Genomic DNA, 23,147 nt, shown 5'->3' with positions numbered 1-23,147 from the left:
ATAATGAAAAGAAAAAAAAGAAAAGAGGCTTTATTTTTCAAATCATTTGCTTTTATGACGTTTCCATCATAAAAGCAAAGAATATATTAAGCAATTACTTGCTTTGTTCCAATTGTAAAGTTTTGGTCGGTTCGTCACAAACTTCAGTTGGACCAAAATACTGAATAGGACCCGGGTAAACATAATCAGTTTCAACAGCCCAACGTTCGCGTTTTGAAGCAAAAGCCTTAAATGGCGCACCATCAAGCTTCACTAGAGCCTTTTGGATAACAGGTTTCATCTCACCGTGACGACGTTCCATATTCATCATCATCGTAATAGGAATACCACCAGCAATCCATTCTGTAGCAGGAGCTGTTGTATTACGAACAGAAGCCATATAACCCGTTTTATCATTAGCGATCAACACAGAAGCTGTGTAACCTAATGAGTAGCAATAGTCCGCATCGAAGTTCGAAGGAGCAGCACAACGTCCCTCGTAACCGAAGAAGTGATGTTGAGCAGCAAATTTACCCACATATTTGCCTTCTTCTTTCCAAGCAGCCAATTTCGTTCCAACCATTTCTGATAACAATTTTTCAGTCTCAATCAAAGAAACTTGTACGTTACCATGAGGGTCACGATCCAAAGTCAACTGACGAGCTACGCCATCAGGAAGACTAGCATAAATAACAGAATTAGCCGGACTCAGTTTGCTAATGATATAATCACGTTGGTGAGAACGTTTGATATGTGAAAACTCCTCAGAGTTAGCAGCCAAGAAATCGTTCAACTCAGAAATCAAACGCTTCATCGCAGGAATAAATTCAATTAATCCTTCAGGAATAAGTACTGTACCAAAGTTATTTCCTTGCGCAGCACGGTCAGCTACAATCTGGGCAACATAAGTTACAACATCATCCAATGACATATCCTTAGACTCAACCTCTTCTGAAATGATACAAGCATTTGGCTGAACTTGCAAAGCACATTCCAAAGCAATATGAGAAGCAGAACGTCCCATTAACTTAACAAAGTGCCAATATTTGCGTGCAGAGTTACAGTCACGTTGAATATTACCAATCACTTCAGCATAAGTTTTACAAGCTGTATCAAAACCAAAAGAAGTTTCAATCATCTCGTTTTTCAAGTCACCATCAATTGTTTTCGGACATCCAATAACTTGTACGCCACATTTCTTGGCAGCATAATACTCAGCCAATACACAAGCGTTAGTATTTGAATCATCACCACCGATAATAACCAAAGCCTTAATACCAAGTTCTTTGATAATCTCGTATCCTTTTTCGAACTGTTCTTCAGATTCCAATTTAGTACGACCAGAACCGATGATATCGAAACCACCAGTATTACGATATTCTTCAACGATTTCAGCAGTTAATTCAATATAGTTATGGTCAACCAAACCACCAGGGCCCAAAATAAATCCAAACAACTTATTTTCTGAATTGATTTTTTTGATTCCGTCAAACAAACCTGAAATCACATTATGTCCACCAGGAGCTTGTCCACCCGAAAGGATCACACCCACATTCATAGCCGGTAGTTGAGCAGCTTCACCTGTTTCGAATGTGATCAATGGCATTCCATAAGTGTTAGGGAACAATGCTTTGATCGCATCCTGATCAGCAACCGATTGAGTAGAAGAGCCTTCTACAGCCTTTACTGCTCCCGCAGCAAGCGCTTTAGGAAGTTTGGGCTGATAAGCAGCCCTTGCTATTTGCAATGCACTTTTAGTCATTTTCTTTATATATTAAAGGTGTTAGTAAGTTTCATATCTATTGAAAGCGGTGCAAATTTCGCATTTTTTTCTGAGAAATGAAAGAACCACTCTATTTTATTGTCTATCTCAGAGGAGCTAAAGTACCGATCTAAGGTGCTTCACTAATTATTTCTAATAATAAGAACATTAGTTTAAGGTATAGTGTTTAACAATATCATGATAGGATGTTTAAAAATCCTTTATTTATGATTTTTAAAGAACAACAGAGCAACATCATTATAATCTTTTTTTAGTAAATTAGAGTGCTGATCAACAAATCTAAAGAAAAATGAGAAAACTACATGCATTTATACTCATCGGCTTATGCTTCCCCACCTTTATCGTGACAGCATACCCACAACAAAACCGAAAGAAAGTAGGAGTTGTATTAAGTGGCGGTGGAGCTAAAGGTTTAGCCCATATTAAAGCCTTACAAGTTATCGAAGAAGCTGGCATTCCCATTGATTTAGTAGTAGGTACAAGTATGGGATCAATCGTTGGAGGTCTATATGCTATAGGCTACACCCCCAATCAATTGGACAGCATGGTTAGAAAACAACATTGGGGATTTCTACTTTCCGATCGCGTAAAACGTGGCGATTTATCGCTAAGTAACCGCGAATTATCAGAAAAGTATGTCTTATCTTTTCCATTTATCAAAAAGCCCAAAGACGCTATATCCGGCGGATTTATTAAGGGAGAAAATTTAACGAGCCTGTTTTCTAGTCTCACTGTCGGTTATCACGACTCCATCGATTTCAATCGACTTCCCATTCCTTTCGCTTGTGTAGCTAATGATATTGTGACCGGTGAACAGATCGTTTTTCATCATGGGGAACTCGCCACGGCAATGCGCGCAAGCATGGCTATTCCCGGAGTTTTCACTCCCGTCCGATTAAACAATATGGTTTTAGTCGATGGAGGAATAAGCAACAATTATCCCGCAGATGTGGCAAAAGCAATGGGAGCGGATATTATTATCGGAGTAGATGTTCAAAGTAAGCTCAAAGAAGCCAATCAACTAAATAGCGCTCCGGAAATCATTGGTCAAATCGTAGATATTACCTGTCAATCAAACCATCAAGAAAACATCGATATGACCGATGTTTATATCAAAGTCAATGTAGAAGGTTATTCTTCTGCAAATTTCACACCAACAGCCATAGACACTCTGATGAAGCGAGGTGAAGATGCTGCTCGCAATCAATGGAAAGCGCTATTAACACTAAAAAAGAAGATCGGAATCAGTCAGGATTTCGAAATAAAACCCCACGGTCCATATAATCCTTTATCAATATTAAGAAAAATATACATCAAACAGATCTCGTTTTTCGGGGTTGAAGAACAAGACAAGAAATGGCTCATGAAAAAAGGTCGCTTAGAAGAAAACAAAGAAACATCTATTCAACAAATCGAACTTGTGTTGAATCAATTAAGAGGCAATCAATCTTATTCCGGTGTTAGCTACAAACTCACAAAAACAGATGACGGATACAACTTAAGTTTCTTTATTGAAGAAAAATATGAAAAACAAATCAATCTCGGCGTTCGATTTGACTCAAATGAGATAGCCACCTTGCTCATTAACGGTACAACGCGTCTCAACACACGCACACCATCCCGAGTATCAATAACCGGACGGCTAGGCAAACGTTACGCCGGACGAGTGGATTATATACTAGAACCTCTTCAACAACGAAACATTACACTGTCTTACTTATACCAATACAACGATCTCAATATTTACCGGAACGGTAGTCGCTCTTACAATGTGACCTATAGCTATCATATGGGCGATTTAAGCCTATCTGACGTCTGGCACAAGAATCTACGTCTCAGTGCCGGCATACGATTTGAATACTATCACTATAAAGACTTCTTATTTAGGAAACCGGAATATACCATCAACGTCCCATCAGAACATTTTCTCAGTTATTATGCACAACTGCATTACAACACCTTCGACAGAGGTTATTTCCCCAATAAAGGAAACGACTTTAAAGTATCGCATACCATTTACACAGACAATTTCCTACAATACAAGAAACATACGCCATTCTCAGCCCTCAGCTTATCATGGAATAACGTCATGCCAATCACCACCCGCTTCTCAATACTGCCATCCATCTACAGTCGGGTTTTGATCGGACGAGATTTCCCATACCCTTATTACAACATTCTAGGAGGAGCCTCACCAGGAATGTACGAACCTCAACAACTCCCTTTTGAAGGAATGGCAGACATCGAACTTTTGGATAATGCCTTAACCGTTGCTTCTCTAAAATTCAGACAACGCATGGGAAGTGTACATTATCTAACCTTAACAGCTAACTGCGCATTAAGCAATAATCATTTCTTTAAAACATTAAAAAGTAAGCCGATTTACGGTGGTTCTATAGCCTATGGATTAAATAGTGCATTCGGTCCGATTGAATTTTCCATCGGATATTCCAATCGAACACAGAAAGTTAACTCGTACATAAACTTAGGATTCTATTTCTAGGCTTCATTCGTCCTATTTAAAAATAGTAGTCAAAAGGTATGAACCTATTTGATTTTATTGTTAAATTTGCAACTTTAAAAGATATAATCAATTTAAACTAAATATTATGGCAAGTAGAAGATTATTAAAAAAGAGTATCAATAATATCTGTAGTGAGTTATTCATCGATTGTTTCTTATGCAAAAAGAACAAGCCTGAAGCAAATGCAGAAAAAGCCGAAGCAATTTTGGCTGATATCATCAATACTCAATGCGAGTTTCTAAGCCGTATCAGTCACACAGAGCCAGGCAATGTGAAGAATTTCTATAAGAAACTCTTTACCGATTTTGATAAAAAGACAGAAGAAATTTACAAAGCCATCGAAAACTTAGATTAATGAAAAAAGCCATTTATAGCTTTATCTACCATCGCATCTTAGGATGGAAATCGGTAGTTTCTGTTCCTGAATACGACAAATGTGTAGTGTGCGCTGCTCCTCACACGACCAATTTAGACCTATTTATCGGTAAACTTTTTTACGGTTCAACTGGGCGTAAAACAAGTTTCATGATGAAGAAAGAATGGTTTTTCTTTCCTCTTGGACTTTTCTTCAAAGCAGTTGGCGGTATTCCGGTAGACAGAAGTCGAAAAACATCACTAGTCGATCAGATGACCAAAGTCTTTGCAAAATCTAAAAAATTTCATTTAGCCATTACTCCCGAAGGAACAAGAAAGGCTAATCCGAAATGGAAAAAAGGATTTTATCACATCGCCATGAAGGCTCAAGTGCCTATTGTGCTCATTGGAATTGACTATGAAAAAAAGACAGTTACCATGACCAAGTCATTAATGCCCACAGGTGATTTAGAGAAAGATCTCCGCGAGATAAAGCTTTATTTCAAAGACTTTAAAGGCAAACACCCCGAAAACTTCGCTTTAGGGGAACTATAAAACAAACGAACCATGGACCCTATACGAATAACAGCCATACAATCGGACATCGTTTGGGAAAATAAAAAAGAAAATCTCCGTTTACTCCACGACAGGCTTCAAGTCCTTTGTGGAACAACGGAGATTGTTGTTTTACCCGAGATGTTTTCCACCGGATTCAGCATGCAGAGTCATCTTCTCGGTGAAAAAACAGATGCCGAAACCATAACCACCCTAAAAGACTGGAGTCGACAATATCAAATAGCCCTCACAGGAAGCTATATTGCAGTTGAGGGAACCCGACATTATAACCGAGGTTTCTTTCTAACTCCTACAGGAGAAGAATATTACTACGACAAACGCCATCTCTTTCGGATGGGCAACGAACCCAAATCGTTTCAATCCGGAAACCACCGACCGATCATTTCTTACCTAGGTTGGAATATCTGTTTACTCATTTGTTATGACCTTCGTTTTCCGGTCTGGAGCCGCAACATAAAGAATGAATACGATCTATTGATCTATGTAGCCAACTGGCCCACCTCACGCCGTTTAGTCTGGGACACCCTACTTCGTGCCAGAGCTTTAGAGAACCAATGCTATGTTTGCGGAGTCAACCGTATCGGTATAGACGGCTACGGACTAACCTATAATGGTGGTAGCATCATCTATTCTCCCAAAGGAGAAATACAAGCTCAAGCCAACGATGAACAGGAAAATTGCATAACAGCCAGATTATCTTTAAATAGCCTAAAAGAGTTCAGAGAGAAATTTCCTGTATGGAAAGATGCTGACGAATTTCAGCTTTAACAACCATAGTCAAACAAATGTTAAAAAGGACAACTATACGCAACAATACCTAGTTTTTAGTAGTTCTTCCTTAAAAGTTCTTTTGTATCTTTGTGGTTCAAAAACAAACACAGTCACACTAGACTCTTATCTAACATAACTTAATATACAACTTTATGAAAACTAATCTTAGTTCTCAAATCACTCTCAATAGGGTCTCCCCCAGATACTACAGACCTGAGAATGCATTTGAAAAATCAGTTTTGACTCGTCTAGAAAAAGTTCCTACAGAAATATATGAGTCAATCGAAGAGGGCGCGAACTACATTGCATGCGAGATTGCTCAAATGATTCGCGATAAACAAAAAGCCGGACGTTTTTGTGTCTTAGCTCTACCGGGTGGAAATAGTCCAAGCCCTGTATATAAAGAGCTAATCCGTATGCACAAAGAAGAGGGATTAAGCTTCCGTAATGTGGTTGTTTTCAACATGTACGAATATTATCCACTTTCTGCAGACGCCATCAACAGTAACTTAAACGCATTGAAAAACATGCTTTTAAACCATGTTGATATTGACCTACAAAACGTTTTCTCACCAGATGGTACAATTGCTAAAGATACAATCTTTGAACATTGTCGCTTATACGAACAACGTATCGAAAGCTTCGGCGGCATTGATATCGCCTTATTAGGTATTGGTCGCGTTGGTAACATCGCGTTCAACGAACCGGGCTCTCGCTTAAACTCAACGACCCGTCTAATCCTATTGGACAACAGTTCACGTAACGAAGCCGCTAAGATCTTTGGAAACATTGAAAATACACCGATCAGTTCTATCACTATGGGTGTTTCAACCATCCTTTCCGGTAAAAAGATTTATTTGCTAGCATGGGGTGAAGACAAAGCCAAAATGGTCAGAGAATGCGTCGAAAGCCCAGTATCAGATTCTATTCCGGCTTCTTACCTGCAAACTCATAATAACGCACACGTTGCTATCGACCTTTCTGCAGCAGCCAACCTGACTCGTATCCAACGTCCTTGGTTAGTGACTTCTTGTGAATGGAACGATAAATTGATCAGAAGCGCTATTGTTTGGTTATGTCAGATCACCGGCAAACCAATCTTGAAGTTGACCAATAAAGACTACAACGAAAACGGATTAAGTGAATTATTGGCATTATACGGTTCTGCTTACAACGCAAATATTAAGATCTTCAACGATCTTCAGCATACCATTACCGGATGGCCAGGTGGTAAACCTGATGCAGACGACACTTATCGTCCGGAACGTGCGAAACCTTACCCAAAACGCATTGTTGTTTTCTCTCCTCACCCTGATGATGATGTGATCTCAATGGGTGGAACAATCCGTCGGTTGGTTGAGCAAAAACATGAAGTTCACGTCGCTTATGAAACCTCTGGTAACATTGCCGTTGGTGATGAAGAAGTTGTACGCTTCTTACACTTCATCAATGGATTCAACCAAATCTTCAATAATAGTGAAGATGAGATGATTAATAAGAAATACGCAGAAATTCGTAAATTCCTGAAAGACAAGAAAGACGGTGACATGGATACCCGCGATATCTTAACCATCAAAGGATTGATCAGACGCGGTGAAGCACGTACAGCATGTACTTACAACAATATTCCTTTGGAACGTTGTCATTTCTTAGATCTTCCGTTCTATGAAACCGGTAAGATTCAGAAGAATCCAATCAGCGAAGCTGACGTTAAGATCATCAGAGAATTGCTACGTGAAATACAACCACATCAAATCTTTGTTGCCGGTGACTTAGCAGACCCTCACGGAACTCACCGTGTTTGTACCGATTCAGTCTTTGCCGCAATCGATCTTGAAAAAGAAGAAGGTGCAGAATGGTTGCAAGACTGTCGTATCTGGATGTATCGTGGTGCGTGGGCTGAATGGGAAATTGAGAACATCGAAATGGCTGTTCCTATTAGTCCGGAAGAATTGCGTGCTAAACGTAACTCGATCTTGAAGCATCAATCTCAAATGGAAAGTGCTCCATTCTTGGGTAATGACGAGAGATTATTCTGGCAACGTAGTGAAGAGCGTAACCGCGGTACTGCTGCATTATACGACAGCCTCGGTTTAGCATCATATGAAGCTATGGAAGCGTTTGTAGAATACGTTCCTCTATAAAAATAAAGCATCATTATAAAGGGATTGTCCGTTAAATCGGACAATCCCTTCTTTTTTGTACTCAAGACTCCTCAACTTCACCACACTCGTTCCTCAACCAAGTTAGACTTTTTTCTTTGAATCTGTTACCCCCCCCATGATAGAATCAATCCCAATAATCGACCACCTTCAAAAGGCGTGACCAATTCAGAAGGAAAAAAGAAATCATCCTTTTGATCTTCCCTTCAATTAAATGTTTTATTTTTGTACAGAAACCAAAGCCCCGATCTTCGATCACTCTGGTTTTATAACTAGACAAAACATCCCAATCATGAAAAAGATAATTCTCCTCCTTATACTGTTTACTTTAAGCGCCCATCCAGTCTTGTTCGGACAAGCCATTGAAAAGACCGTTAAACAACGCTTATCGGAGTATCTCAGTCAGTATCCTTGCGACACAAGAACTCCAACGTTTAAACTCGAAGACGTTAAAATCGACTATGACCATAAAACGATCGACATCCAAACCTCAGAAAGCTTTGCTTACCAGCCGTTCCGTCCGGATCAAGTTGAACGCATCTATTCGGACATCAAACAACTCCTCCCCGGTCCGGTTTGTTTTTTTAAAACCACCGTATACAGTCATGGAAAACCAATAGAAGAACTCATTCCTAACCTTTACCTAAAGAAGAAAGATAAAAGCCGCTTATCTCCGTCAGAGTACAAAAGCGCGCCATGGGTCAGCAATCACTCACGCCCCTATGACATCAAAGAAGGACTTGAGAATCGTCACCTTGCCCTCTGGCAAAGTCACGGTAAATATTATAGAAACGAAACCAAACAATGGGAATGGCAACGTCCGCGACTCTTTTGTACCACAGAAGACCTATTTACTCAATCGTTCGTCGTTCCTTACCTCATCCCAATGCTCGAAAACGCGGGCGCCTATGTATATACACCTCGCGAACGAGACACACAAACCCATGAAGTCATTGTCGACAATGACACCCCGAACGGATCAGTCTATTTAGAAATCAAGAGTCGTAAAGGTAAATGGCAAACCACCGATCGTCAGGGCTTTGCTCAGCGGAAGAGCACCTATGAAGACGGAGAAGCCCCCTTTCAAAGTGGCAGTGCCCGTTATGTCTCGACCGAAAAGAAAGGTAAAGCCTTTGCCGAATGGGTACCCACCATCCCCGAAACCGGAAAATATGCCGTTTATGTCTCCTACCAATCACTTCCCGGTAGCATCAGCAACGCTAACTATCTCGTCTTCCACAAAGGAGGCGTTACCGAGTTTACGGTCAACCAACAAATTGGCGGTGGTACCTGGGTCTACCTCGGCACCTTCGAATTTGATAAAGGAAACAACGATTACGGAATGGTCGTACTCAACAATAAGAGTAAAGAACGCGGCGTGGTTTGTGCCGATGCGGTGAGATTTGGTGGCGGTATAGGCAACATCAAACGTGGTCAGACCGTGAGCGGTTTACCGCGCTATTTAGAAGGTGCGCGCTATAATGCCCAATGGTCGGGTATGCCTCAATCCGTCTACTCCAATCCACAACGCGCCAACGACTATGCCGACGACATCAATACTCGATCGAACACCATCAATTACCTTTCCGGAGGATCGATTTATAATCCTCAAGACCAAGGATTAAAGGTTCCGTTTGAGATGACCCTTGCTCTACATAGCGATGCGGGACACAGTAAAGAGGACGAGATTATCGGTTCGTTAGGCGTCTACACCACCGATTTTAATAACGGCTTACTTCAAGCAGGCCATAGTCGATACGCTTCACGCGACTTGACCGATATTGTTTTGACTCAACTCAATCATGATATTCAAAAGACATACCCTGTCGATTGGACCAGACGCAGCATGTGGGATCGAAACTATAGCGAGACACGTTTACCGGCAGTCCCTTCAACCATCATCGAACTACTCTCTCACCAGAACTTTGCCGATTTAAAACTCGGACACGATCCAAACTTTAAATTTACGGTGAGCCGTGCTATCTACAAAGGTATCCTAGAGTTCCTATCCACACAACATCACGAAAGCTATACCGTACAACCGTTGCCCGTCACCCACTTCTCAACTCGGTTTGGGAAAAAGAAAAACACAGTCGAGCTATCGTGGAGACCCGAAAACGATCCTTTAGAACCGACCGCCACTCCCAAAGGCTATGTGGTCTACACCCGGATCGGTTATGGAGGTTTCGATAATGGCGTTTACGTGAGTGAACCTCACCACACCCTCAAAATCGAGCCCGGTTTGGTCTATTCGTTCAAGGTCACTGCCGTCAACCGTGGTGGCGAAAGTTTTCCGTCGGAGATCCTTTCAGCCTATAAAGCACCTAAAGAGCAAGCCCGCCTACTGATTATAAATGGGTTCGACCGTTTATCCGGTCCTGCCATCATTAATACGGCGACCACCTGCGGATTCGATCTCGCCAAAGACCCCGGTGTAGCCTACCACTACAACCTCTCGTTATGTGGGGCACAGCAAACCTTCGATCGCAAACAAGGCGGAAAAGAGGGCGAAGGAAGTCTCGGTTATAGTGGTAGCGAACTCGAAGGCATCAAAGTAGCAGGCAACACGTTCGATTACCCATTCATTCACGGGAAAGCTATTCAGGCGTCCGGTGCTTTCAGCTTTGTCTCATCGAGTGACGAGGCCGTTGAAGAAAACGAGATCGACCTAGAGCCTTATGCCGCAGTCGACTATATCCTCGGTTTAGAGAAAGACGATCCCGCCGCTTCACGATATTACAAGACTTTCACTTCACCAATGCAACGCCTACTCACCAGCTACTGTCAGTCCGGTGGTCGTTTGCTCGTCAGCGGTTCCTACCTCGGCAGCGATATGAATAAGACCGTAGGCGATCGAGAATTTACCCAAAACATTCTAAAATACCGTTATCAAGAATCTATCAGAACAGTAGAGACCGACAAGATCAGCGGATTGGGACGAACAGTGATCATTTCCCGCGAGCTCAATCCGGATCGTTATGCAGTTACCGCTCCGGAAAGTCTGCAAGCCACCGCCACCGCCTTCCCGGTTCTATTATACCACGGGACCGATCTTCCTGCGGCAATAGCCTATAAAGGTAGCGACTATCGCACCTTTGTTTTGGGCTTCCCTTTTGAGAGCATAAAATCAGAAAACGACCGTTCGGCCATTATGGCAACCGTTCTTAAGTTCTTTTTAGAAAAATAAATGACTTAAATGGATAAACTCTAATGATTATTTTTATCTTTGCTTATAGTAATAACCTTTAAAAAGAAACACCATGTATACTATTCAAGCCAATCCCAGCGGCTCTCGCAGCATAGAAATTTCTGAAAAGGACCTCAAGACTATTGAGAAATATGCCTTATTCCGGCATTTGATAGATAGTCATGGAATTATTGACGAAGATGTATTAGAAAAGCTCAGATTAAATATCCGTTCCCTCATCGCCAGTCAAGAAGAGGACAGCAAAGACTTACTCGACCTTTGTATTGATGTGATCTATCATAATAACATGAAAGCTTTCGGACTTCAGCAACTGGTTGTCCTTTATCTGAATTGGTTTACCAATCAAGAAGCAGACGAAGAAGATGAAGAGGAGGAAGCATGAGAATTATCAACACTTGTGAGACGAGCACCTATAGCCCTCTCATACCGGCCATAAAAGCAATGTGCGAAGCCAAGTCGGGCGAAACGTTGCAAATCATCATGGCCAACAAACAAGCATTTAAAGATATGAAGGAATTCCTTTCGGAACAGAAGATAGGATTCCGTGAGATCTATGACGGCGAGTTGATGACTTTACAATTTACGGTAAAATAACTTCTGAGATGATGTCGGTCCGAAGAATCCTTCTCTATCGATATCATCTCTTTCATTGTGCAGAAACGAGTATTTTCAGCAAAAACTGAACAAATAGTTTGTTAGTATCTGATAGAGTGCTTCGGAAAGTCATTATAAATAGACCAAGATGGCTTAGTTTGCGAGTTTTTGCTTGTAAGGATGTGGTGATTTCACGCAAGAAGTCAAACCGAATAATCAAAGCATAACATCACAATTAGATATATCCAATAATCAAAGCGCTTTATATAGCGTCCACCACCACAATTGCGACTCATCTGAGGAACTTTGGACTTATCAAGCTATTTTAGGATCTGACTATAGAGCGTCTGTCCGCCAAAATGTGCACTTCTACTAATAACTATTTTACTTACAATCAAATAGTTAAACAAACACAAAGGACCGAATCATCTAAATAAAATTAGTCCTTTGTAGTATAGAAAAAAGTTTTATCGGACAGCAATAAAAATCAAAACAGCTTCTTAGAACGACACAATCCAATAACTGATGTCGTTCTATCATTTTTTTTACAAATTATATGTTAAAATCATATATAAATAGTTTTTATATTGATAAAATATTTATATTTCGAATATTATATAACCCTTTAATTTTATGTGATATGAAAAAAAATGTTGTCTTGTTTTTTACTTTTTTGTTGTTTTGTTGTTTGAATTTGTCAGCAGTTGTTGTTCCTGACTATGGTGCTGTTCAATGGGAACCTAATAGTGGTGTTGCTAGCGGCTTATTGCCGATAACTATGGATTTTGATAAGACTGACAATCCTCAAGTTTATCATGGAGGTTACTTTACGTTGTTTTTAGCGCAAGGTGTGGTTTATGAAGTTGTGGTTTATCATGCCGCTTGGTATGCGAATGGTGCTCCATCTAGTTTTGATATCGTATATCCAGATGGTCAAACGACGACTATCCACATTCCGAATAGCCCTACTACAAGTGGTAGTGGAGAAGCAGGAAAACCTGTTCTTTTATCCAGAAATGAATAAACTTTTAAGTTTGAAAAAAGTTAGCCTCACCAAAATGAGGCTAACTTTTTATATCGTCTTAGTATAATATATGCTTGTTGTCTTTTATCATTTTTTTTATTTATTGTACAATATGACAAGTATTATTCTTCGGCAAGACTTAGAAATTGTTTTCATTTTATTCGTAACTTTGCGGCATGAAAGAATATCGACTGACCGATTGGTTACCTACAACCAAGAAAGAAACAGAACTCCGCGGCTGGGAAGAACTTGATGTGATCTTGTTCAGCGGCGACGCATACGTTGACCATCCCTCATTTGGAGCAGCAGTGATAGGCCGCATCCTCGAAGCCGAAGGATTCAAAGTAGCCATTGTTCCTCAGCCCAACTGGCGGGACGACTTGCGGGATTTCAAAAAGCTCGGTCGCCCTCGTTTATTCTTTGGCATCTCCGCCGGATGTATGGACTCGATGGTCAACAAATACACGGCCAACAAACGGTTAAGAAGTGAAGATGCTTATACACCCGACGGCCGACCGGACATGCGACCGGAATATCCGTCGATTGTCTATACACAGATTCTTAAAAAACTATATCCCGACGTTCCGGTCATCTTGGGCGGTATTGAAGCCAGTATGCGACGGGTGAGCCATTACGATTATTGGCAAGACAAACTTCAAAAAAGTATTTTGTGCGACAGTGGTGCCGATGCCTTGATTTATGGCATGGGCGAGAAACCTATTGTTGACTTGAGCCGTCAGATCGCTGCTTTAAAAGACCAGGGATCTCCCATCACCTTTAGTCAGCCCACCTTAAGAGAGAGTCGTCAGATCGCCTACCTTTGCCGGACCGAAACGTGGCAAAGCGACGACAACGATATTCAGCTCTACACTCACGAACAGTGTATGGGCGATAAAAAGAAACAAGCGTCCAATTTCCGTCATATCGAAGAAGAATCGAATAAATACGAGGCTTCAAGAATCACCCAGCAAGTCGGCAAACAGACGGTTGTGGTAAATCCTCCCTATCCGCCACTGACACAAGAAGAGCTCGATCATTCATTCGACCTGCCCTACACGCGTCTACCCCATCCGAAGTATAAGAACAAGCGCATTCCGGCTTACGACATGATTAAGTTCTCGGTCAACATCCATCGCGGATGCTTTGGGGGTTGTGCGTTCTGTACCATCTCGGCTCATCAAGGAAAATTCATCATGAGCCGTAGCAAGTCGTCCATCCTAAACGAAGTGAAAGAGGTGATGCAGTTGCCCGACTTCAAAGGATACCTCAGCGATTTAGGAGGCCCATCGGCGAATATGTATATGATGCATGGACGAGACGAAAGTCTCTGTCGGAAGTGCAAACGTCCATCGTGCATCCACCCCAAGATCTGTCCGAACCTCAATACCGATCACCGTCCTCTATTGGATATTTATCATTCGGTCGATGCATTGCCGGGTATCAAAAAGTCATTCATCGGCAGTGGCGTTCGATACGACCTCTTATTACATGAGAGTAAAGACCCTGCCATCAATAAAAGCACAGCAGAATATACGCGAGAGTTGATTGCCAAACATGTGAGCGGACGCCTCAAAGTCGCCCCGGAGCATACGAGCGACAGTGTACTATCGATCATGCGAAAGCCTTCTTTCAAGCAGTTCGAAGCCTTTAAGAAGATCTTCGACCGCATCAATCGTGAAGAGAACTTACGCCAACAACTCATTCCTTACTTCATATCCTCGCATCCGGGATGTAAAGAAGAAGATATGGCCGAACTTGCCGTGCTGACAAAACAACTCGATTTCCATTTGGAACAGGTTCAGGATTTTACTCCAACTCCAATGACGGTAGCCACCGAAGCTTGGTATACGGGATACCATCCTTATACGCTCGAGCCGATATTCAGTGCAAAAACTCAAAAAGAGAAATTAGCCCAGCGCCAGTTCTTCTTCTGGTATAAGCCCGAAGAACGTAAACGCATTATAGACGCTTTGAGACGGTTAGGACGACAAGATCTGATCGATAAATTATATCACAAAAGATAATAGACCTCCTCTCCTAAGGTTATTTTTTCAAGATGATCTGCCATCTTACACAAAACAGGTCTTAAATTATTGAATTCAAACGTTTTAAACACGTTGCAGATAAGTGTTGCAGATGGTGTAAGATCGACCATCTGCAACGCTTGTGAGTAGTCTAACAATATCAGATGTTGACCTTAATTCATTGAAAGCAATCACGTCCATAGGTGGTGATGTTGAGATTGTATTATCTTCTTCTATAAAATTGTTTTCTTGGATTTCCATATCATTAATATTTTAAGTTGTTTTTACATATTGTTGTAGTGGACTATTGGGAATATTAGGAATAGTCATTGTTAGAATAGTAGCCTCTAATAAAGGATTCATAATATTATTTTTGAATCTACTTCGGTTTGTTTGTCTTACAACTTCCATTATGTCTTGAATAGAACGAGGCTCTGAACAATACGAAATAATTTGCTCTGCTATAGGTATATATCGCGCTTCAAACTTGGGACAGGCTTAGGACAAGCTTAGGACATTTTCTGTCTTATACTCGGTATTGATAGCCCTTTTAAACTGCATAAAGTCTTAATCCTTATTATACTGGAAATACTACTCTGATTGTAGGTTGCAATCGCGAGCACCGCACCTCAGCGCTATAACGACCGCATCTCAGCGACACAACGACCGCATCTCACGGATACAAGCACCGTACCTCACGGATACAAGCACCGTACCTCAGCGGCACAAGCACCGTATCTTATCCATCCACTATTTTAGTAGATATCAATGGGCTAGTTAGCCATTCCGGTTCACTTCATTGTAAGCGTCTATCTCGACATGTATTATAAAGGTGCGAGAAAGAAGGAAGGAAGGTCTTCAACTCTATCTGGTGCCAGAGATAAACGCCACTGCCAAGAAGATAAATGCTGAGACCTATGCCAAGGCAATTGAGATTCAGTCTGAACGGATCCTCAACCCTCTGAAGTTTGACGAATCCAAGAAAGCTTCGGTCGATGAACGTGCCAAGACATTGACTTGGCTCGAATGACGTGACGAATACATTGCATATCTGAGGATTGTGGCAACTGCAAGAAGATGTTGCAACACAAAGGTGACCTTAAAAAAATATTTGGATACATACCCAGTGACAGCCCGTTCACTGGAGCCCTTCTTTAAGGAAGATGGTGACAAAATCGAAAGAACCTACAAAGACGTATTAAGTGGCTTTAGAGAATGGAGTCAAAAAGAACATACCGATGATTGGGTTCTGCTTGAAGAAAACATCGGAGAGCGCCTAAGTATCGATGAGACATCACTTTATGGCTATCTGTTCACGTTCCTTACTAACAAGCTTACGTTTTCATTCAACAATGATAATAGAAAGGAAGAAGAATAATCCTTTTTGAATGAATGTGTTAAGAAGCATTGAGATTTTTTTTCTTGATGCTTCTTTTGAATTATCTTTGTATTCAATTTAAGTGGAAATTTTATCAATCAAGTTATACTTGAATTTGGAACATAATTTATCTAATTAAAAATTTGGAACAATAATGAGTAGCTACTTTTACTTGCAAGCCGAACAGAATTCGCTAAATTCAACATTTATACAAGAGCTGAAAGATTTTGCAAATGCAAATAAGAAACTGATCTATGTTTTAGATCGTCCTCTTACAGATCAAAAATATTCCTATAAGTATTCCAAAGCATTAATTGTGTTATCTCCCAAAAATAAAATAGCAATAATTGACTATGGATATACAGATGAATATCAAGATTATGTAGAAGATGTTCTTGAAGATATCGGTTCGATTTCTGATAAATATCTGTATAAGGATATTATAGGAAGACCAAGAAAATGGAAAACTGTATTATTGGAATCATTTAATTTAAATAACATTTCTAGTATAGATGATTTTTTTACGAGTTTAAAACTAACAGATGAGAAAGAAAAAAAGAAATTAGATCTAGTCATTTCGTTATTTATTGGTAGTATAAATGATGTCGAAAGAGTAAAAGAAGATGTTCCTACTACAATTTTAGATAAAGTCAAACAAAAAATACAGTTATTCGATGGAGATCAAACTCGTTTTATATATGAGGAGCCGAAAAGTAAAAGAATAACGATACAAGGGTTGTCTGGAACAGGGAAAACAGAGTTATTATTACACAAGCTGAAAGACTTATATATTAATGATAGCTCCTCATTGATATTCTTCACTTGCCATAATAAAATTTTGGCTGATAATTTAAAGAAAAGGATTCCTTCTTTCTTTAATTTTATGAAAGTAGAACAACAAATAGAATGGGAAAGAAGACTATGGTGTGCCAATGCATGGGGATCAGGCTCATTGGTTAATTCAGGAGCTTATAGATATATTTGTGCTTTTTATCAAATTCCATTTTTCCGTTTTTCATATCAAATGTCTTTTAGTAGAGCTTGCAAACTAGCTATTGAAGAAATAAAGGAAAAATATTCAGATGATATGAAATATGCTTTTACTTATATGTTCATAGATGAAAGTCAAGACTTTGATGAAACATTCTTTGAATTATGTGAGTTGGTAACAGAAAAGAATGTTTACGTTGCAGGAGATATTTTCCAAAGCATTTTTGATGAAAATATATCAAATACTATAGAACCCAATTTCTTATTAGGTAAATGTTATCGAACAGACCCTAAAACTTTAATGTTTGCCCATGCGCTTGGTATGGGATTATTTGAAAAGAATAAATTAAGATGGCTTGAAGAAAAAGAATGGAAGGATTGTGGATACAATGTTAAGGTAGAACGGGCTATGTATCACTTAAGCCGAGAACCTCTTAGACGTTTTGAGGATTTAGACGAAGATTTTGAGAGTATAAAAATAGTTGAAATAACAAAAAGTTTTTCGGAAACGATTATTCGCCTCATAAAGGAAATAGTCGAAGAAAATTCAACAGTTCAACCAGATGATATTGGTATTATTCTTTTGGATCAAGACAAAGATGTCTACAAACTAGCTGATATTATAGATGTTAAAATTCAAGAACATTTTGGCTGGGAAGTAAATAAAGCATATGAGACTAAAGAAAAATTACCAAACGCAGTGCTTATCAGTAACAGAAACAATGTTAAAGGATTAGAATTTCCATTTGTAATATGTGTTACTAAAAAAATAATCAATAATCCTAGTTATAGAAATTCTATTTATACAATGCTAACTCGCTCATTTATAAAGTCTTTTCTATTAATACAACCGAAAAGTTTGACCAATGGCATGGTTAATGGTTTAAAACAAATTATTCGTGATAAAAAAATGGTAATTCAAGAGCCTACGGAGAAAGAAAAAGAAAAAATAAGAACTAGATTTAAGTATAATTTAAAGAAGCTATCTCATTATGATTTAATGCAGGAAATATTTAGAAATCTAAAAATAGACAAGCAATATCACGATAAACTATTCCAACTTACTCAACAAATGGATATGTTAGAGAGTGAAGAAGAGACTCTTTCCGCTTTTATAAAAGACAACCTCAAGTATATTATGCGATAACGAGGTGAAGACCGTAGAACGTAAAATATTGCCATTTCAGGAGAAATATTTATTTTCTCCTTTAAGAAATAAAGTAGATTATGCTAGATTATTAGTATTATCAGCTCGTATATTATTATTAGACTATGAGTTGCAAATATCATCATCTAGTAATATGAAACTTGTTATTGAAAAAATGAATAGATTATTTTTTTACAAAGAAGATAAGTACTTTAGTGTCTCTTTTCCTTTTAATGTATTATTTGATGAGGACAAAATTACTAGTATCACATCTTACTCCGGCAGAGAAGTAGATTCTAAAAGTATTTCAGCTGTAATTTCGATTTTACATAATGAACAGTTTCTAATAAATCCTTCATTAATTGATTTTTACATAGAACCTTTTGGTATTGATTCTTCTGGATTATTTCTGTTAGAAGAAATATTTCAATTTGAACCATCATATATAAGGTATGATTATGACATAGAACGAGCAAATGGCAAATTACATCCTCTGCATCATTTAGATGTTAATTATTCTACTTATGGAACTTTTAAGATTGGATTAAATAATGCTATTACATGTCAATATTTTGAGGATATGCAGAATATAAATACCGAATGCTCTTATATTTCAGATTAACTCTCAAAAACGGTTTCTTTGCTACTTTCTTTCCCGCTTTAGCTCACGAAAGAAAGTAGTCCAGCTGGATTTCTCCTGCCGGATTTCCTTTTTACTTTTGAGTTTTAAGCCATTCGTCCCGCCGTCGGCGACATTCTTCAAGCGTTTTAGCCAAAGTAGAAAACAAATTGCCATTGAAATGGCGATAATCATACTGGTAATAAATCTGCCCTCTGAACGCTCCTAAACAACATTGCAAATACTTCTCCTGACTTCATCACTTTTTTGCACCATCATATAGCTAACAATGATAATCAAGTAGTTAACTGAAAAAAAATAGGGTGACTTTGGGTGACGCATACAAAAAACGCATACCTTTGTATCATGTTTGTACGTAAAAAGAAGAACCGTTCTGGCTCTGTCAGCATAGTTGTCGTGGACAAAGCACATGGTCGATTTAGAGAAGTTAAGAACTTCGGAGTTGCCTTTTCTGTTGATAATGTAGAGTCTCTGTGTGAACAAGCTAAAAATTGGATAAAGACTTATGGAGGACAACAACAACTTGACTTTAATGACAAGAAAGGGCGGGAACTTGAAGAGGCCGAGCGTTGAAAATCGAAGGAACGCCTCACTCTCAATGATTTCCTTCGTTCACCGGCAAGGCAACAATCTCCAACAGAATGCTGACCGCAGTCTCAACATTGGTGACCTGCTTCACAACCATGCTACGTTTACCCTTCTGTTCACGCAAGTCGCATCGGCGAGTGTACTTCATCATATAATCGATCACTTTACCAAAAGCCTGACTCTGATAGTACGGACTCTCGGCATTAGAAACAAAGAACAAAGTCATTCGATCTCCTTTTAAGAAGATTTTCTCAACGCCCAATCGCGTAGCTAAACGCCGTAGAGCGACTATGCGCAATAACTCTTCCGTCTCGCGAGGAACAGGACCAAAACGGTCGACTAGTCGCATACGGAAAGCCTCCACTTCTTTATCTAGCACCAAGCTATCCAACTCACGATAGAGCAACATTCGCTCGCTACTTCCCGTCACATAGTCGGCCGGAAGTAACAGTTCCAGATCACTCTCCACCTGACATTCGTCGACGAACGACTCCCCGGTCACTGCTCCTTCACCTTTCACCTCCTCGGCATATAGATCGGCAAACTCATGAGTCTTCAGTTCGCGAACCGCTTCATTCAAAATCTTCTGATAAGTCTCATAACCCAAGTCGGCGATAAACCCACTCTGTTCGGCGCCAAGTAGATTACCGGCTCCACGAATGTCCAAATCCTGCATGGCAATATGAATGCCACTGCCCAAATCGCTAAAGTTCTCAATGGCTTGCAGTCGACGTTTACCTTCGGGTGTCAACGTACTCAAAGGAGGGGAAAGCAGATAACAAAACGCTTTCTTGTTGCTTCGTCCCACGCGGCCACGCATCTGATGCAGGTCACTCAATCCGAAGTTCTGTGCCTGATTGATAATGATCGTATTTGCATTGGGAATATCAATTCCACTCTCAATGATCGTGGTGGCCAACAGTACGTCATAATCATAATTCACGAAGTCGAAGACCACCTGTTCCAACTTCGCCGGCTCCATCTGTCCATGACCAATGACCACACGACAGTCGGGTATGCGACGTTCAATCATCGCTTGCAGTTCCGGTAAGTTCGAGATACGGTTGTTCACAAAGAACACCTGACCGTTGCGACTCATCTCGAAATTGATGGCATCGATGATCACATCCTCATTGAACGTATGAAGTTCCGTCTGTATCGGATAGCGGTTGGGTGGCGGAGTCGAGATCACACTCAGATCCCTGGCTCCTAAAAGCGAGAACTGCAACGTACGCGGAATCGGAGTGGCCGTCATCGTCAACGTATCGACATTGACCTTCAACTGGCGTAGCTTTTCCTTCACCGAGACCCCGAACTTTTGTTCTTCATCAATGATGAGCAGTCCCAAGTCTTTGAAATGCACATCCTTGCCCAAGATGCGGTGCGTACCAATCAGAATATTCACCTCACCCTCTTTCAAACCTTTAAGCACCGCCTTCGATTGAGCCGACGTACGAGCGCGACTCAGATAGTCGACCCGACAAGGCAATCCCTTCAACCGTTCCTTAAACGTCTGAAAATGCTGATAGGCCAAAACGGTTGTAGGCACTAGAATAGCCACTTGCTTATTGTCGGCCACTGCCTTGAAAGCGGCACGAATAGCGACTTCCGTCTTACCAAAGCCCACATCACCACAGACCAGACGATCCATCGGACGCTCCCGTTCCATATCCGCCTTGACATCGGTGGTTGCCTTACTCTGATCGGGCGTATCCTCATAGATAAACGAGGCTTCCAACTCCTTTTGAAGGAAGCTGTCCGGGCTATACGCATACCCTTTCTCCTCACGACGCTCCGCATAAAGCTTAATCAGATCGCGAGCAATATCTTTAATCTTCGACTTCGTGCGATCTTTCAACTTCTCCCACGCTCCTGTACCCAACTTGTTCAAGCGAGGCGCTTCTCCTTCTTTTCCCTTATATTTCGAGACTTTGTGAAGCGAGTGGATAGAAACAAAGACCACATCTTCATTCTGATAAATCAGTTTGATGACCTCTTGAGTGGTATCCCCATTAGGGATGCGCACCAAACCCGAAAAGCGTCCAATACCATGATCGGTATGAACCACATAATCACCCGGTACAAACTGATTCAACTCTTTCAACGAGAGGGCCACCTTGCCCGACCGGGCTTTATCACTCTTTAGATTATATTTATGGAAACGATCAAAGATCTGATGATCGGTAAAGACACACCATTTGAGATGATGATCGACAAATCCCCCATGCAACGTCCGTTCTACAGCCGTAAAATGAATCCGATCGCCACGATCTTCGAAGATAGAAGCCATTCGTTCGGTCTGCTTCAAGCTATCACTACAGATGTAGATGGTATAACCTTTCTCCTGATAATCGAGCAACGAAGAAGCCACCAGATCGAAGTTCTTATGGAAAATAGGTTGCACAGCCTGTTCAAAGCGCACTTGTGCCTCAGGAACACCGGTCGGCTTATTCCCAAACTCCATCCGACGAAAAGCTAGAGCCTGACGAAGAAACTCCGCTCCATCGATCAACTTCCCGGCCAATAGTAAATCGCGACTTCCTTCAGCCTCTTGCACAGCTATGGCCTGCGGCGACAAAGCCTCATCGTGAACCGCCTGAATACGTTCGTGCAACCAAAGCAAGTCGCGCATCGCTAAGACCGTATCTTTAGGGATGAACTCCAAAAACGAGACCACCTCTTTACTGTTGACGGCTAAATCGGGCACAATGACAATCGATTCTTTCTTTTCACGCGACAACTGGGTCTCGACCTCAAAGGTTCGGATACTCTCCACCTCATCGCCAAAGAAATCGATACGGTAAGGATACTCCGACGAAAACGAATAGACGTCGATGATGCTTCCACGCACGGCATATTGACCCGGCTCGTAGACATAATCGACATATTCAAAGCCATAACCTTGCAGCACCTCGGTGATGAACCGCGTATCGACCCGTTCCCCGACATGAAGCTTCAAGGTCTTATCGTCCAAGTCACGATGCGAAACCACCTTTTCGGCCAACGCATCCGGATAAGTCACCAGACACAACCCCTTCTCTCCTTTTTGCAATCGGCTTAAAGCTTCGGTGCGCAGAATCTCATTGGCCGCATCCTTCTGACCGTATTTAATGGCTCGTCGGAAAGAAGAAGGGAAAAACAACACCTTCTCCGTGCCAAGCACTTGAATGAGATCGTGATAGAAATAGCCCGACTCCTCCAAATCTCCCAAAACAAAGAGAAAAGGTTGATCGGCCTCTTTCATCAAAACAGACGAAACAAAAGAAGCGGCAGAGGCACATAACCCCTCACAAAAAATATGTCGAATAGAAGCGTTGTTGAGCGTTTGCTTCAATGCTGTAACCTTCGGATGAGCAGCATATTGTTGTTGCAGTTGGTGAATTGTCATAAGCATAATTTGTCCTC

At 40.7% G+C, this 23,147-nt stretch carries 19 protein-coding genes and 1 pseudogene; 15 read left to right on the top strand and 5 right to left on the bottom strand.

Annotation, left to right across the window (positions count from 1 at the left end; all coding sequences use genetic code 11):
- Window positions 1-94: 94 nt before the first annotated feature.
- A complete protein-coding gene (locus AC4PG5_RS01005) occupies window positions 95-1,741 on the bottom strand; it encodes a diphosphate--fructose-6-phosphate 1-phosphotransferase (protein WP_492029641.1) in 1,647 nt (548 codons plus the stop codon).
- A 310-nt stretch (window positions 1,742-2,051) separates the two neighbouring features.
- On the opposite strand from AC4PG5_RS01005, the gene AC4PG5_RS01000 reads away from it, so the two are divergent.
- The 10 genes from AC4PG5_RS01000 to AC4PG5_RS00955 all read left to right on the top strand — a co-directional run bounded on the left by AC4PG5_RS01000 (window position 2,052) and on the right by AC4PG5_RS00955 (window position 14,999).
- Window positions 2,052-4,265 carry a patatin-like phospholipase family protein gene (locus tag AC4PG5_RS01000; RefSeq protein WP_492029640.1) on the top strand — a complete coding sequence of 738 codons (2,214 nt, stop codon included), beginning with the start codon at window positions 2,052-2,054 and terminating at the stop codon, window positions 4,263-4,265.
- 106 nt (window positions 4,266-4,371) lie between these two features.
- Window positions 4,372-4,641, top strand: coding sequence for a hypothetical protein (locus tag AC4PG5_RS00995; protein ID WP_492029639.1), 270 nt, complete (start codon window positions 4,372-4,374; stop codon window positions 4,639-4,641).
- Window positions 4,641-5,195, top strand: coding sequence for a 1-acyl-sn-glycerol-3-phosphate acyltransferase (locus AC4PG5_RS00990; RefSeq protein ID WP_492029638.1), 555 nt, complete (start codon window positions 4,641-4,643; stop codon window positions 5,193-5,195). The genes AC4PG5_RS00995 and AC4PG5_RS00990 overlap by 1 nt, the downstream gene beginning before the upstream one ends.
- A gap of 12 nt (window positions 5,196-5,207) precedes the next feature.
- Entirely contained in the window at window positions 5,208-5,984 is a 777-nt protein-coding gene (locus tag AC4PG5_RS00985; RefSeq protein WP_492029637.1) for an amidohydrolase, read from the top strand.
- A 155-nt stretch (window positions 5,985-6,139) separates the two neighbouring features.
- Entirely contained in the window at window positions 6,140-8,131 is a 1,992-nt protein-coding gene (locus AC4PG5_RS00980; protein WP_492029636.1) for a glucosamine-6-phosphate deaminase, read from the top strand.
- Window positions 8,132-8,441: 310 nt separating this feature from the next.
- Window positions 8,442-11,336 carry a golvesin C-terminal-like domain-containing protein gene (locus AC4PG5_RS00975; RefSeq protein WP_492029635.1) on the top strand — a complete coding sequence of 965 codons (2,895 nt, stop codon included), beginning with the start codon at window positions 8,442-8,444 and terminating at the stop codon, window positions 11,334-11,336.
- 73 nt (window positions 11,337-11,409) lie between these two features.
- The gene (locus tag AC4PG5_RS00970) at window positions 11,410-11,739 is read left to right on the top strand and encodes a DUF8442 family protein (RefSeq protein WP_492029634.1); all 330 of its coding nucleotides are present in this window, start codon (window positions 11,410-11,412) and stop codon (window positions 11,737-11,739) included.
- Entirely contained in the window at window positions 11,736-11,951 is a 216-nt protein-coding gene (locus AC4PG5_RS00965) for a sulfurtransferase TusA family protein (RefSeq protein WP_492029633.1), read from the top strand. The genes AC4PG5_RS00970 and AC4PG5_RS00965 overlap by 4 nt, the downstream gene beginning before the upstream one ends.
- Before the next feature lie 640 nt (window positions 11,952-12,591).
- A complete protein-coding gene (locus AC4PG5_RS00960; protein WP_492029632.1) occupies window positions 12,592-12,975 on the top strand; it encodes a hypothetical protein in 384 nt (127 codons plus the stop codon).
- 176 nt (window positions 12,976-13,151) lie between these two features.
- Window positions 13,152-14,999, top strand: a complete 1,848-nt coding sequence (locus AC4PG5_RS00955; protein WP_492029631.1) for a YgiQ family radical SAM protein — start codon at window positions 13,152-13,154, stop codon at window positions 14,997-14,999.
- Between the two features lie 84 nt (window positions 15,000-15,083).
- Here AC4PG5_RS00955 and AC4PG5_RS00950 read toward each other — a convergent pair whose 3' ends face one another.
- Together AC4PG5_RS00950 and AC4PG5_RS00945 are read right to left on the bottom strand one after the other, a co-directional pair.
- Complete coding sequence (locus AC4PG5_RS00950; RefSeq protein ID WP_492029630.1) at window positions 15,084-15,260, bottom strand: hypothetical protein; 177 nt, start codon at window positions 15,258-15,260, stop codon at window positions 15,084-15,086.
- Window positions 15,261-15,272: 12 nt separating this feature from the next.
- Window positions 15,273-15,410, bottom strand: a complete 138-nt coding sequence (locus AC4PG5_RS00945; RefSeq protein WP_492029629.1) for a Fic family protein — start codon at window positions 15,408-15,410, stop codon at window positions 15,273-15,275.
- Window positions 15,411-15,831: 421 nt separating this feature from the next.
- Here AC4PG5_RS00945 and AC4PG5_RS00940 point away from each other — a divergent pair, with 421 nt between their 5' ends.
- The 4 genes from AC4PG5_RS00940 (at window position 15,832) to AC4PG5_RS00925 (ending at window position 19,136) form a co-directional block, all read left to right on the top strand.
- Entirely contained in the window at window positions 15,832-16,029 is a 198-nt protein-coding gene (locus tag AC4PG5_RS00940) for a hypothetical protein (protein WP_492029628.1), read from the top strand.
- Between the two features lie 30 nt (window positions 16,030-16,059).
- On the top strand, window positions 16,060-16,377 hold the full coding sequence (locus AC4PG5_RS00935; protein ID WP_492029627.1) for a hypothetical protein: 318 nt from the start codon (window positions 16,060-16,062) through the stop codon (window positions 16,375-16,377).
- A 154-nt stretch (window positions 16,378-16,531) separates the two neighbouring features.
- Window positions 16,532-18,514 carry an STM2767 family DEAD/DEAH box helicase gene (locus tag AC4PG5_RS00930; RefSeq protein WP_492029626.1) on the top strand — a complete coding sequence of 661 codons (1,983 nt, stop codon included), beginning with the start codon at window positions 16,532-16,534 and terminating at the stop codon, window positions 18,512-18,514.
- 4 nt (window positions 18,515-18,518) lie between these two features.
- Window positions 18,519-19,136, top strand: coding sequence for an STM2766 family helicase-associated protein (locus tag AC4PG5_RS00925; protein ID WP_492029625.1), 618 nt, complete (start codon window positions 18,519-18,521; stop codon window positions 19,134-19,136).
- A gap of 91 nt (window positions 19,137-19,227) precedes the next feature.
- Here AC4PG5_RS00925 and AC4PG5_RS00920 read toward each other — a convergent pair.
- Window positions 19,228-19,386: pseudogene (locus tag AC4PG5_RS00920) on the bottom strand (DUF3873 family protein); the annotation flags it as partial.
- A gap of 113 nt (window positions 19,387-19,499) precedes the next feature.
- On the opposite strand from AC4PG5_RS00920, the gene AC4PG5_RS00915 reads away from it, so the two are divergent.
- Window positions 19,500-19,727: a hypothetical protein gene (locus AC4PG5_RS00915; protein WP_492030774.1), complete on the top strand. Its 228-nt coding sequence runs from the start codon at window positions 19,500-19,502 to the stop codon at window positions 19,725-19,727.
- Between the two features lie 22 nt (window positions 19,728-19,749).
- Here the strand turns inward: AC4PG5_RS00915 and mfd are convergent, their stop codons facing one another.
- Complete coding sequence (gene mfd / locus AC4PG5_RS00910) at window positions 19,750-23,130, bottom strand: transcription-repair coupling factor (RefSeq protein WP_492030656.1); 3,381 nt, start codon at window positions 23,128-23,130, stop codon at window positions 19,750-19,752.
- Window positions 23,131-23,147: the final 17 nt, after the last annotated feature.

Source organism: Bacteroides sp. QWL-09, assembly GCF_058683585.1.
This window is presented reverse-complemented; position numbering and strand designations above follow the sequence as displayed.

Coding starts and splice junctions, on each gene's coding strand:
- AC4PG5_RS01005 (WP_492029641.1), bottom strand. CDS start 1,741: ATGACTAAAAGTGCATTGCAAATAGCAAGGGCTGCTTATCAGCCCAAA.
- AC4PG5_RS01000 (WP_492029640.1), top strand. CDS start 2,052: ATGAGAAAACTACATGCATTTATACTCATCGGCTTATGCTTCCCCACC.
- AC4PG5_RS00995 (WP_492029639.1), top strand. CDS start 4,372: ATGGCAAGTAGAAGATTATTAAAAAAGAGTATCAATAATATCTGTAGT.
- AC4PG5_RS00990 (WP_492029638.1), top strand. CDS start 4,641: ATGAAAAAAGCCATTTATAGCTTTATCTACCATCGCATCTTAGGATGG.
- AC4PG5_RS00985 (WP_492029637.1), top strand. CDS start 5,208: ATGGACCCTATACGAATAACAGCCATACAATCGGACATCGTTTGGGAA.
- AC4PG5_RS00980 (WP_492029636.1), top strand. CDS start 6,140: ATGAAAACTAATCTTAGTTCTCAAATCACTCTCAATAGGGTCTCCCCC.
- AC4PG5_RS00975 (WP_492029635.1), top strand. CDS start 8,442: ATGAAAAAGATAATTCTCCTCCTTATACTGTTTACTTTAAGCGCCCAT.
- AC4PG5_RS00970 (WP_492029634.1), top strand. CDS start 11,410: ATGTATACTATTCAAGCCAATCCCAGCGGCTCTCGCAGCATAGAAATT.
- AC4PG5_RS00965 (WP_492029633.1), top strand. CDS start 11,736: ATGAGAATTATCAACACTTGTGAGACGAGCACCTATAGCCCTCTCATA.
- AC4PG5_RS00960 (WP_492029632.1), top strand. CDS start 12,592: ATGAAAAAAAATGTTGTCTTGTTTTTTACTTTTTTGTTGTTTTGTTGT.
- AC4PG5_RS00955 (WP_492029631.1), top strand. CDS start 13,152: ATGAAAGAATATCGACTGACCGATTGGTTACCTACAACCAAGAAAGAA.
- AC4PG5_RS00950 (WP_492029630.1), bottom strand. CDS start 15,260: ATGGAAATCCAAGAAAACAATTTTATAGAAGAAGATAATACAATCTCA.
- AC4PG5_RS00945 (WP_492029629.1), bottom strand. CDS start 15,410: ATGGAAGTTGTAAGACAAACAAACCGAAGTAGATTCAAAAATAATATT.
- AC4PG5_RS00930 (WP_492029626.1), top strand. CDS start 16,532: ATGAGTAGCTACTTTTACTTGCAAGCCGAACAGAATTCGCTAAATTCA.
- AC4PG5_RS00915 (WP_492030774.1), top strand. CDS start 19,500: ATGTTTGTACGTAAAAAGAAGAACCGTTCTGGCTCTGTCAGCATAGTT.
- mfd (WP_492030656.1), bottom strand. CDS start 23,130: ATGACAATTCACCAACTGCAACAACAATATGCTGCTCATCCGAAGGTT.